This is a genomic window from Candidatus Nomurabacteria bacterium, assembly GCA_020631975.1.
In the GTDB taxonomy this organism is placed as follows: Bacteria; Patescibacteriota; Saccharimonadia; order Saccharimonadales; family CAIOMD01; genus JACKGO01.
This window is the reverse complement of record JACKGO010000008.1, coordinates 106,884-119,132: the sequence shown is the minus strand read 5'-3', so window position 1 is coordinate 119,132 and position 12,249 is coordinate 106,884. Positions and strand designations below refer to the sequence as shown.

13 protein-coding genes are annotated in these 12,249 nt (G+C 40.3%); 9 read left to right on the top strand and 4 right to left on the bottom strand.

Annotation, left to right across the window (positions count from 1 at the left end):
- Positions 1–79 precede the first annotated feature (79 nt).
- From H6795_04965 to H6795_04935, 7 genes are all read left to right on the top strand, one after another.
- Positions 80–808: a hypothetical protein gene (locus H6795_04965; GenBank protein MCB9817838.1), complete on the top strand. Its 729-nt coding sequence runs from the start codon at positions 80–82 to the stop codon at positions 806–808.
- 2 nt (positions 809–810) lie between these two features.
- Positions 811–987: a hypothetical protein gene (locus H6795_04960; GenBank protein ID MCB9817837.1), complete on the top strand. Its 177-nt coding sequence runs from the start codon at positions 811–813 to the stop codon at positions 985–987.
- A gap of 56 nt (positions 988–1,043) precedes the next feature.
- Complete coding sequence (locus H6795_04955) at positions 1,044–1,715, top strand: hypothetical protein (protein MCB9817836.1); 672 nt, start codon at positions 1,044–1,046, stop codon at positions 1,713–1,715.
- A 110-nt stretch (positions 1,716–1,825) separates the two neighbouring features.
- Complete coding sequence (locus H6795_04950; GenBank protein MCB9817835.1) at positions 1,826–2,494, top strand: hypothetical protein; 669 nt, start codon at positions 1,826–1,828, stop codon at positions 2,492–2,494.
- A gap of 15 nt (positions 2,495–2,509) precedes the next feature.
- Complete coding sequence (locus H6795_04945) at positions 2,510–5,335, top strand: hypothetical protein (protein MCB9817834.1); 2,826 nt, start codon at positions 2,510–2,512, stop codon at positions 5,333–5,335.
- Between the two features lie 9 nt (positions 5,336–5,344).
- Positions 5,345–6,442 (top strand): glycosyltransferase family 4 protein, encoded by a 1,098-nt coding sequence (locus tag H6795_04940; protein MCB9817833.1) that lies wholly within the window; start codon positions 5,345–5,347, stop codon positions 6,440–6,442.
- Positions 6,443–6,490: 48 nt separating this feature from the next.
- Complete coding sequence (locus H6795_04935; GenBank protein MCB9817832.1) at positions 6,491–7,027, top strand: hypothetical protein; 537 nt, start codon at positions 6,491–6,493, stop codon at positions 7,025–7,027.
- 61 nt (positions 7,028–7,088) lie between these two features.
- On the opposite strand, the gene H6795_04930 is transcribed toward H6795_04935, so the two are convergent.
- The 4 genes from H6795_04930 to rpmH form a co-directional block, all read right to left on the bottom strand.
- Positions 7,089–7,595: a KH domain-containing protein gene (locus tag H6795_04930; GenBank protein ID MCB9817831.1), complete on the bottom strand. Its 507-nt coding sequence runs from the start codon at positions 7,593–7,595 to the stop codon at positions 7,089–7,091.
- A 2-nt stretch (positions 7,596–7,597) separates the two neighbouring features.
- On the bottom strand, positions 7,598–8,605 hold the full coding sequence (locus H6795_04925; GenBank protein MCB9817830.1) for a membrane protein insertase YidC: 1,008 nt from the start codon (positions 8,603–8,605) through the stop codon (positions 7,598–7,600).
- A 17-nt stretch (positions 8,606–8,622) separates the two neighbouring features.
- Complete coding sequence (gene rnpA, locus H6795_04920) at positions 8,623–8,970, bottom strand: ribonuclease P protein component (GenBank protein MCB9817829.1); 348 nt, start codon at positions 8,968–8,970, stop codon at positions 8,623–8,625.
- Positions 8,971–9,034: 64 nt separating this feature from the next.
- On the bottom strand, positions 9,035–9,172 hold the full coding sequence (rpmH, locus tag H6795_04915) for a 50S ribosomal protein L34 (GenBank protein MCB9817828.1): 138 nt from the start codon (positions 9,170–9,172) through the stop codon (positions 9,035–9,037).
- 321 nt (positions 9,173–9,493) lie between these two features.
- Here rpmH and dnaA point away from each other — a divergent pair, with 321 nt between their 5' ends.
- Positions 9,494–10,882 carry a chromosomal replication initiator protein DnaA gene (gene dnaA / locus H6795_04910; protein MCB9817827.1) on the top strand — a complete coding sequence of 463 codons (1,389 nt, stop codon included), beginning with the start codon at positions 9,494–9,496 and terminating at the stop codon, positions 10,880–10,882.
- 257 nt (positions 10,883–11,139) lie between these two features.
- On the top strand, positions 11,140–12,234 hold the full coding sequence (gene dnaN / locus H6795_04905; protein ID MCB9817826.1) for a DNA polymerase III subunit beta: 1,095 nt from the start codon (positions 11,140–11,142) through the stop codon (positions 12,232–12,234).
- Positions 12,235–12,249: the final 15 nt, after the last annotated feature.

The following is a 12,249-nucleotide window of genomic DNA, read 5'->3' as shown; positions in this document are numbered from 1 at the left end:
TGTTACATATATTGTACAACACTATATTGCAAACAAAAGCTTAAGCATAACGTGTTTATTACTCTGTTATACTAAAAAGATGGATAAAGAGCTTAAAGAGGCAAAAAAAAGTATAAAAAAAACCAGAAAGCTATTAACTTTTCTTGTTGGGCTATTGAGCGTACTGTTGTTTACAATTGTTGCGTTAGTAATTTGGGCGATTATTCAAGAACAAAAGACTCCTACTAATTTTGCTGAATGTGTCCTAGATAAAGATGCCAAAATACTACAAAGTTACCCAGAACAATGCGTGGCCGATAGTAAAAGTTTTACTAACCCCAACCAAAAAGTAATACAGCCAGAACCACCACAAGAAGAGCTGAGTTCTGATGCCTGGTTGTTGTACATACCAGACGACGAATCCTACACTGTTAAGCTGGTAGATGGCTGGAACTACGAATCTTACGCTGTACAAAAAGGTGGCAAAGAAACACTTGTATCTTGTATGGGCGGCTGCCAAGAATACAAGCAATCCAACCCTGCCCAGCTGGTGAACAAAACTGGGCGCTATAGTGGCAATGCAAACGTAGTTATCACCTACGGTGCAGACCCAGTATTACTTGCCAGCTACATGCCAGCCAACGACATACCACTAAAAAATGGCGAGGTGGCAAAAAAGTACGTATACAACGATGGTAGCCAAACAACCTATTTGTATGTTGTTAAGGGCAAGCAAACTACAGTAACTGTGCAATACACCCAAGACAACACACAGAGTAGTAGTACAGAACTTATAGAAGAAATGGTAAGCACAATAGCTGTAGATTAGTTATGAATGTAGTAAATTGCCCCATTAGTATTGCAGAATGTGTCCACCCAAGATTGTCGTTTAACTATTACCAAGAAGATATTGCAGGCGCAGAAGATCGCAGACACAAAACGTTCGTACAGTGGACAAGGCAACTAGGCATCTGCCAAGAGTGCCTGGCCGGCGTAGACGAAGAGTAGTAAAACAAGCCTGACATCCTAGTTGTTACTACAGTATATTTGCTATAATACCGCTAATGCCTACCAAAAAAACTAAACCTACTACAAAAAAGCCACGCGCAAAGAAATCATCTACCAAAGAAGTTAAGTCTCGCCCTGCCCAGTCTGAAGGTATTATATTAGATACATTGAATGGTCTACTTGGTTGGGTGAAGCATCATATCCTGATTAGCCTATTAGCCGTTGTTACGATTGTTGCGTTAGGCTGGTTTGGCTATACAACGCTAATAAAGTGGCAGTTTTCGCAGGCAGAAAAAGAAGTACAAAACTTAAGCAGCGCAATTATAGACAAGCTTGGACCACCAGCATCCACAGATACCCTAAAGAGTTGTAGCTATAAGAGTGAGAAATATGCATATGGTCAAGTTGACGCAGCGTGCAGTGTACGAGTTTTATTGATATATGATGTTAAAGATGTAAGTGAAGCAATCAATATTGCCAATATGGTATCTGCTACAGCTTCTAAAGTGCATGCCATTAGTTACCATGCAAATAATAAATTTGTTGAAAATGAAAACAGTGGTGAAGTTTATCAGGAGAGCAGTGTATTTTCAGAAAAAGGGTTTCGTTGTAGTAGTAATGTTAAGTTTAATGGCTACATTGAAACTGGCGAATCATCTAAAAATGTGTCTGTGAGTATTAGCTGCGGTAAACCTGTGAAATACTATAGAATTTACCCTGAGGTATAATCTATACAGTATATAAACTGCCTTAGTACAATAGATAATAAACCGTACCTATTGGTTCAAGTCATTGTTCTAACGGGCATTAATTAGCGCGCATTGCTATAATACCGCTAATGCCTACTAAAAAAACTAAACCTACTACAAAAAAGCCACGCGCAAAGAAATCATCTACCAAAGAAGTTAAGTCTCGCCCTGCCCAGTCTGAAGGTATTATATTAGATACATTGAATGGTCTACTTGGTTGGGTGAAGCATCATATCCTGATTAGCCTATTAGCCGTTGTTACGATTGTTGCGTTAGGCTGGTTTGGCTATACAACGCTAATAAAGTGGCAGTTTTCGCAGGCAGAAAAAGAAGTACAAAACTTAAGCAGCGCAATTATAGACAAGCTTGGACCACCAGCATCCACAGATACCCTAAAGAGTTGTAGCTATAAGAGTGAGAAATATGCATATGGTCAAGTTGACGCAGCGTGCAGTGTACGTATATACCTAACTTATTTAACAAACAGTAGCGATGAGGCCTTAGCTTTAGCCAAAAAAGTCACAGATAAAACAAGACAACTCTATGTAATAGAATACGAGCAACAACCTAACTTTACAGAAATTTCAGGTTCAGTAGAGATGGATTGGTCAAAAAATAATTATACATACAGCAATTTTAGTTGTACCAGCTGGACCAGCTATAATGAATCGTCAAATGTAGACGGATCACATAATACTAGTGTAGGCATCAGCTGTGGTAAACACGTAAAATACTATAGAATTTACCCTGAGGTATAGTTTATTCTATAGACAATGTATGTGTATTTAGTAAAGAATAAAGCGCGACTATTTGTTTTATTGCTGGTTGTTGTAGGAACTGCTGCTATTCTATTTACTGGCTACGCCATGGCAATTGCTAGCACACCTTACTGGAATACGGAACAAGGTGTTACGGTATCTGCAGGCACGTCCTACAACCAAAGTAACTTACCGGCAAATCTATTAAGTGAAAGGCCTTGTAGCAACGATAGCTATAGCAACAAAACAGGCACCCAACAAACAGTTTGTACAGTTCATACTAGCGGGTACAAACTAACTCACGATGCCAAAATGGTAACTTTAGGTGGTACTGTGCTAAATCCGGTGATTAATAAGCTTAACCAATCTAGCAAACTTATACCACTAGATGGCAGTAGTAGTATGCTAGAAATACAAGGTAAACAATCTTCTGCTCGGCTTAGAATTATTAAAAATGCTTTTAGCAAAGCAATCACAGACTACCAAAAGACGCCTACGACTGTGTACATTACTAGCACCGACCAGTATAACCTTATAGATGATGCAAATAATACCTACTTGTTTTCTGACTACTATTTAAATACGTCTGCAGACAACACTTGGGTAGTCAGCCAAAATGGTAACGGTATATATAAATATAATCTTGTCACAAATACTATTCAGTACTTGCGTACTGGCTACTACAGCAAAAATGGGTATTCGCCAGAACTAATGCTCGCAATTTCTGAAAGTGGGCGGTACGTAGCCGTATACACAGGCAGAGAAAATAAACTAGAAATAATAGACACAAATACTTGCACAAACAGTACTGCCAAACGAGGTCAAGATGCCGGCTGTAGCTCGCGTAATATCACATCTGATATTACAAACAGCATATCTAATTTATATCTGCAGAACCAATTCCGGTACCTGCAATTTGAAAACGAAAATACGATTAGCTTTTATGCATATAAAGATTGGGTAAATAATCAACATTTTACCCTGAAAAAAGTATATGCTACTAGCGAAGGCAGTGTACAGAAGCGTGCTTTAGATTATTTAGCGATGGGTGATTCGTATGCTTCTGGCGAAGGTGTATACAATTATAAAGACGGTACAGATATATACGGAACCAATATGTGCCACCTGGCAATGCTATCGTACCCTTATATTATTGCTAATAAAGGCGCCGCAGGGGACACAGAATCCGTGGCATGTAGCGGTGCTAAGGTAAAGGATATTTTTGATATTGGAAATAAGGACTATATAGACGACAAACCACAAGCGAAAGGCTTCTTAGATAAAAGTTTTTCTAATTATATATATACGAACTTTATCGTAGGCAATAGACGTCAACACGATTTTTTAACTTACTATAAACCTGGTTTAATTACACTTTCTATTGGTGGTAATGATATAGGTTTTTCTAAGATAGTATCTACGTGTGTTTCTGGCACCATAGATTGTTACTCGTCTACCCAGCAGCGTAAACAGTTAGTATCTATTATACAAAACACCTACCAAGACCTTGTAACTACATATACAGAAGTAAAATCTAGCAGCCCACAAACAAAATTATATGTTATTGGCTACCCTCAGATTGCTAAAGAAAACGGTAATTGTGCTAAAAATGTTGCGCTGTCTAATAAAGAAATTGCATTTTCTAACAAATTAATAAGTTACTTAAATTCTGTCATTAAAAAAGCAAGCCTAGAAGCGGGTGTTGTATACATAGATACAGAAGACGCCTTTAGTGGCAGAAGGTTGTGCGAAGTTGATAGTAACTTAGCTGCAGCTAATGGTTTAACTGCTGGTAATACATCTGGTTTGCCTAAAGAGATTGCATACATTATTGGTAATGGTGGACCACTGGCTCAAGAAAGTTACCACCCAAATATTATTGGGCACGTGATGTACGCAAAAGTGATTCAAGAAAAGACACAATCTTTTAGTATTAATATGCCGGACCCAATACTACAAAATGTCCGTGCAGCTTCACCAGAGTTAGATGCATTTTTGCAAGACACGATTGATGATTTTGACTATTCAGATCAATCGCAATATTTATATGATGACAGTTTTGCAGAAGATGTTTTATGGCAAGGCAAAGATACATCAATCATCGCTAGTACCCAGCAATATGGCACAACCCCCAATACCAATTTTAGTTTAGTGATGTATTCAGAGCCAAGAAACGTTGGGTCAGCTATTAGTGATGATGATGGTAATATATCTGCTACCATACATATTCCTGACGATATTCCTGCTGGCTTTCACACATTGCATCTTGTTGGCAAAACTATCAATGGTGAGGATATTGATATTCAGAAGATTGTGTATGTGGCAGCGAGCGAAGCAGATATAGATGGCGATGGCGTGCCAAACGACCAAGAGCTATGCCTAATTGGCGAACCGTCAAACACAGATGTAGACCAAGATGGTATAGATGATGCATGTGACGGCTTTATTGATCTGCCACCTACTCCAACACAACCAGCAGAAAAAGAGCTAATACAATCTGAATCTGCGCCGCTATCACAATTTATCAGCAATGAACCCCCTACATCACTATCTGTAGCAACCAGCACGATCCCATTTAACCCTGTAAATAGTGCACCGGTGCAAAACACTCCCACTGCAAACACAGCTACTACACAAGATACCCCACAGCAAACTAACCCTACACCTACACGCTCACAAAACGCCAATACACAGGTTGCAGGCGTAAGTAGTGCCGTTGAAAGCAAACCACTCAGCGAACGTACAGCCACAAGCTGGTGGGTGTATTTGATGGTTGCCACTGCCGTTTTCATAACGTCTGTTACGTTCTACCGGCTCATAGCTGCTAAAAACCGCGTATAATAAAGCATAATGGCAAAAATAGTAATAGATGCGCGTGAATTAAGAACCAGCACTGGCCGCTACGTAGAGCGTCTGCTGCATTATTTGCAAAAAACAGATACCGCCAATAAGTATATTGTGCTGCTAACACCAAAAGATTTTGATACGTGGCAACCAAGTGCCAAAAACTTTTCTAAGCTAAGTTGTAAATACAAAGAATTCACCTTTGGCGAACAATTGGGGTACGCCAGAATGTTATACAAGCTAAAGCCAGATTTAGTGCATTTTGCGATGATTCAACAACCAATATTGTATTTTGGTAGGTCAGTTAGCACGTTTCACGATTTAACAACCGTGCGCTATAAAAACCCCAATAAACCAGCTTGGATATATTGGGCAAAACTACCTGCTTACTGGTTGGTTATACAAATTGCCGCTCGTAAAAATAAATTACTTATAACGCCAACAGAATATGTAAAAAAAGACGTTACGCAGTTTACAAAAATTAGTCCTGATAAAATTATTACTACCCTAGAAGCAGCCGATGAATTTAAAGAACCTGCAAAAGCGCTACCCGCGTTACTTGGTAAATCTTTTATTATGTATGTTGGCCGGCCACAGCCCCACAAAAACCTCAGCCGGCTTATAAAAGCCTTTAGTGCATTAAAAAAGAAGCATCCCAGCTTACGGTTAGTGCTTGCTGGTAAAAAAGATCCTATACACGCTACGTATGTAGACTATGCCCAGCAGTTGGGTGTGGCAGAAGACATTATTTTTACCGGTTTTGTAACCGACGGCGAGCTACGCTGGTTGTACCAAAACTGCCAAGCGTACATCTTTCCTTCTTTAAGTGAAGGGTTTGGCTTACCAGGGTTAGAAGCGATGCTGCATAGTGCACCCGTTGTAAGCAGTAACGCAACCTGCTTACCAGAAGTATATGGTGATGCAGCAGAATATTTTGACCCAACCAATACACTAGAAATGACCAAAAAAATAGATTTAGTAATTAGCGATAGTGCCTTGCGTAAAAAACTTACTACCAAGGGCTATCACCACGCTAAAACATTTAGCTGGAACCGCATGGCTACGCAATCTGTAGCCGTGTACGAAGAAGCCCTGGGGATGTAGCTACTATATTTTGTTGTTTTGTAATTTTTAGGTCATACTATTATATATATGAAAAAAGTTCTATTTAGTTTTGTGCTGTTAGGTGTGCTTACTATAAGTGCGCCTGCTACGGCCGAACAATCTATCAACACCGGCACGCCATCCAGTGATGTACAACAATCGGTAAGTGGTGATTATTTTCAAAAAAATGGCACTAACCAACCTGCCAGCAACATTACTCAAAACGCTGGTGCAGAGGTGCTCCAAAACACCCCAAATCAACGCTTAACTGTTATTGGTGCACCTGCCGATTCTACGGTATCGGCTACGAAATCAGACTTTCGTTGGGTTGCTATGTCGCTGTTGCTATTTGCCGTTTTAATTAGCCCTGCTATTTTGTATGCGCGCTCATCGCAACCTTCTGGTGAAAACCAAGCCAATGCATCTGCTACGAATGCTGAAAACAAAGATGCAAATAAAACTGATACAACCGCAGTGGTTACGAATGACGGTGCAAAAAGCACTTCCAAGAAATTACCAAAAAAGAAAAGTAAAAAAAGTACCAAAAACAATCCAGCGAAGCGTAGGAAAAAAAGCAAGAAATAACCACCTTTTTAGGCGTGATTACTCTTATGTATGTGTACTATTTATGTATAGGCTTGTCGGCCTAGTCGGCAAGTGCTTCTGGGTCTGCACTAGGTTCTTCTGTGCTAGCTGGTGGCCTTATAATAATGTGTCTGTCGCGGCCTTCGCCTTCTGACACCGTTTCTAACGAATATTCAGCGGCTACTTTATGCACAATGCGTCTATCGGCCGCATTCATAGGCTTTAGGCTTAGTGGTTCGTTGGTTTCTTTTACTTGGTTAATCCATTCTAGAGCCGTTTCTGCAATGCGGTCTTGACGATGTTTTTTATAATCTGCAATATCCACATTCACGCGTGTGTAAGCGTACTGCTTGCTCCTAAGCGACATGCTTACCATATACTGCAAGGCACGCATGGTATCGCCCCGCTGGCCTATTAAAAAGCCGTTCATGTGGGTACTAGGGACCGATAGTTCTATAACGTCGTCTTCTGCCGTGGCATGGACTTCTGTATTTAACCCAAAAAAAGACAATAAATCTTCTAGATATTTTTTAGCATATTGTATAGCTTCTTCTATTGAATCGTTCATGGTCACCTCCTCTTTTTTGACTTCGCTTTGCGCTTAGTAGATTTGGTAGATTTTTTTGGTTTAGGAGTTTCTGGTGCTGCTTGTTTAACGTAGGTTTTAACACCGGTTTTTTTATCTACCTTAACGGCTGGTTCTTTAGATATTACTTCTGCTTCTACTTTTTTACCATCTACCGATGCTTCCATTTCGGTTACATCTTGTTGCAAAATACGGCGTTGCTGAACAATCGCCACTAATGCGCCAACAAACCAATACAACGATAACGCCGATGCTAAGTTAATGGCCACAACAAACAAAAAGAACGGAATGATATACAAGGTAAACTTACTGGTAGCTGCCTGAACTTCTGTTTGGTCTACCTCTTTACCGCTGCCACTATCTTTTAGTATTTGGCGGAGCGAACGAGCATTTTTGTCTGTCATCATAAGCTGTTTGCTCTGAATATACTGAGTGATAACACTCGCTACCACAAGTAGCATGGCTGGCCAGTAAATAACTGAATTATCTACCGCCGGACGCGCCAGGTCTATAAAACCCAAGAATACAGTGTGTAATGTTTCTGTACCAGCTGCTAACTGCTGAATATATGGGAGTTTTTCTACCCAAAAATAGCCGTTACTCACAATTGTTTCTGGATTTTGTGTAATTTTAGAAATTGCGTAAAACAATGCCAGCAGTATGGGTAGCTGGGCCAATAAAATACCAATAGACGCCAGCGGCTTAATTTCGCGTTCTTTATACAGCTCTTGCATCAGAGCGTATTCTTTTTGCTTATCGCCCTTAGATTCTTTTTTAATTCGTTTAATCTCTGGCTGTAATTTGCGCATCGCCATAGCATGATGTAGCTGCTTTTTAAGGAGCGGATACAGCGCCAACCGTACAATAATTGTAAAGATAATAATAGCAACACCAAAGTTGTGGCCAGGCAGTAGCGCTATAATAATAATTAATAGATTAAATACTGGCCTTCCAACAAGTGCGTTGAATAAGCTACCAATGAATTGAAACATACTTACCTACCAGTGTATCACGAAGTAGCGCCTACTTGCGCCAAAACTTCAGATAAATGAGCCTTTAGTTCTTGGGGTGGCATCGTAGCAAGCTTATCGCTAAAGACAATAATAACAATATCGTAACCTAAAACTCGGGCACCCATTTCGGTACGCATAAGTTCGTACAAACGCCTTCGTATACGATTTCTTTTTGGTGCAGACTTAGTTACTTTTTTACTTACCACCACAGCAGCCCGATACGACGCTGGCCGCTTATTCGGCACGTAACGCACAGTAAAGAGCGATCCACGCACGGTAGATCCTTTTCTGTTTATATAGCGAATACCGCCTTGGCCGTAAAATCTATGTTTTTTTGCTATCATAAATGGTTCTACTTACTTAATAGTAGATTATACTCTCTTTTACGAGCAGTTAATTGGGTAAATTCTACGCAGAAATTTTAACGCGGCCCTTTAGGCGGCGTCTTTTAAGCGTTAAACGGCCAGCGCGGCTAGACATGCGCTTCATAAAGCCGTGTGCCCGTGCTCGCTTACGAGTTTTTGGTTGATGAGTTCGTTTAGGCATAATCAACTGAATACTATACCACGCACGCATAAATTACTCAAGTACCAACAGATACATAAGCATTACGACGCTTAGTAAAAAATACACGAATAACCTAGTTTGCAGCCTCGTTTGTCCACATATTTATGTAAGTTATCCACTATTTCTTTACTGTTGCATGGCGTTGTGAATAACTATGACCTCTGTTTTTGGTAGTTTCACTATAATTAAGAAAATATTTCAACCAAACTGTGGAAAACTATTAACGCGTCCTGTATAGTTAGTAGTAATCGCACTAATAGACAGCAACATTAACGCAATACAGAGGGGAGCGTCTAGCACATGCAAGACGATACATTATGGCAAGCCATACTTGGAGAGGTTGAACTGTCTGTGTCTAGGGGTAGTTACGTAACGTGGTTTAAAAATACCCGTGTGCTACGCAGCGAAGATAATAAAGTAGTTATTGGGGTTGCGAACATATTTGCAAAACAACAATTAGAAAAAAAGTTTAAACCCCTGCTAGATGAACTTGTGGTTAAATATGCAAACCAAGGTACCGTATTAGAATTTAAAATTCACGCCGGCATTTCGCCACCTACGAGTAAAAAAAGTAATCAAGACGATACGGTGGTAGTAACACAAACAGCCAAGCCACAAACCCAAACAACAATTAGTCAGCAAAATGGCTCAAATTCGGTTACCCATTCGTACCGCCAAGGATTAAATGAACGCTACACTTTTGATAGTTTTATTGTTGGGTCAAATAACGAACTTGCCTATGCAGCCTGCCAAGCGATTTCACACAACCCTGGCACCAAATACAACCCTATGTTTGTGTACGGTGGTGTTGGGCTTGGTAAAACCCACCTTATTCAAGCGGTAGGTAATGGCGTGCTCGCCAATAACCCAAAAGCGCGTGTCGTTTATATAACCAGCGAACAATTTGTGCAAGAATTTTTAGACGCTATTCGCTATAAAAAAATTACCGATTTTGCAGGCCATTACCGCAGTGCCGATGTGCTTATTGTAGACGACATGCAATTTATTGCCGGCAAAGAAAAAACTCAAGAAGAGTTCTTTCACACTTTTAACGCACTGCACCAAGCAAACAAGCAAATTATTATAAGTAGCGATAAGCCACCAAAATCTATACCTACCCTAGAAGAGCGCCTACGGAGCCGTTTTGAGTGGGGCATGATTGTAGATATTGGCACGCCAGATTTTGAAACCCGCTGCGCTATATTACAAAACAAAGCCGTACAGCACGAAGTTGAACTTCCCCAAGACGTCGTGGAATTTTTAGCGAATCACTTTCAGAGTAACGTGCGCGAACTAGAAGGCGCCCTAAACCAACTGCTTGCCTTTTGTGAAATGCGCAGTCTCATACCAGATGTGCAAATAGCGGCTGGTTTATTTGGCAGTATAAAGTCACGGCCAAAACACGTTTCTGCTAAACAAATTGTAGAACGGACCGCCAAACAGTTCCAAATAGGCATAGACGAAATACTCAGCCCCAAACGCGATAAAGACATCGTGGTGCCACGGCAAGTAGCGATGTACCTTCTTCGTAGCGAGCTGCATCTTAGTTTTCCTAAAATTGCTCATGAACTTGGTAGAAAAGATCACACCACAGCAATACATTCGGTAGAAAAGATCCAAAAAGAATTACATTTTGACAGCGTACTAAAAGACCAAGTAAACGAAATTAAGGAACGGTTATATGCGTAATATAGGTTGTGGATTAATGGTGCAAAGATATGTGTATAAAAAGAGGATAAGTCTGGCTCGTTTTACACAGTATACACAGGCCAAACAAACGGGCTATAATTTCGCAAACTTATACCCTATTATGTACTCAGCCATTTCACAGTATATGCACAATAAATGTATGCAAATCACCCCAGTTTATGGTTCGTTTTACACAGTATACACAGGCCCTATAACTACTACTACATATAATATATTTAAGAAAGGAAACTCGTAATATGAAGTTACAAGTTACTCAAGAAAATCTTAGTAAAGCATTATCTAATGTTGCCAAGATTGCCATGGCTAATCGCAACCCCCTACCGATACTTAATAATGTACTTATTAAGACAATTGATGGCCGGCTTAGTCTATCTGCTACCAACCTAGAAATTGCCATAACAGAAAAAATAGGCTCTAAAGTAAAAGAAGAAGGTGCTATAACGGTACCGGCACGCCTCATGCAAGAATATATTTCTAGCTTACCTGGTGGTGTGCTAGATCTAGAGCTTACAGATAATAAATTACATATCAGCACCGATCAATACAGCTCGACTATTAACGGTGTAGTGGCAGATGAGTTTCCGTCGTTTCCAGAACTTGCAGAGTCTGTTAGCTGGAATATCCCTACTAAAGAATGTAAAAAAGGCTTACACCAGGTGGTGTTTGCTGCGAGCAATGACGAATCGCGCCCTGTTTTAACGGGGTTGTATATACACACAGTGAATGGAGCACTGTTTGCAGCCGCAACAGATAGTTACCGATTAGCAGAAAAAAAACTCATTAAAACTAGCCAAGAAATATCACTTCTTGTGCCGGCAGATGCTATGCAAGAACTCTTACGAATTTTGCCAGATACCATAGATAACGTGTCTGTCACAGCAGACGCACAACAAGTATTGTTTAAAGCTGGTGATATAGAACTGGTAACGCGCCTTATAGACGCCACCTACCCAGATTACAAAAAACTTATTCCACGAACCTACAGCACAACCGCTACACTAGCCCGTGATGAACTTGTGTCTATTACAAAAGTATCAAGCCTATTTGCCCGCGAAAGCGCAGGTAGCGTTACCCTAAAGGTAGACGACGAAGAAAAAGTCGTAAGTATTACCTCTATTGCATCACAATTGGGTGAAAACTCATCTAAGGCACCCGCACACGTAGAAGGCGCTGGTGAAGTAACGCTGAATTCTCGTTACCTGCTAGATGCACTCAATACTATAGGAACCAAAGAGGTTACTATAGGCTTTAACGGTAAGTTAGAACCATTTGTTATTACAAGTGCAGAGGCCGCCGGGCAAACCTATCTAGTAATGCCGCTTAAATCGTAGACTAGATATTGAATG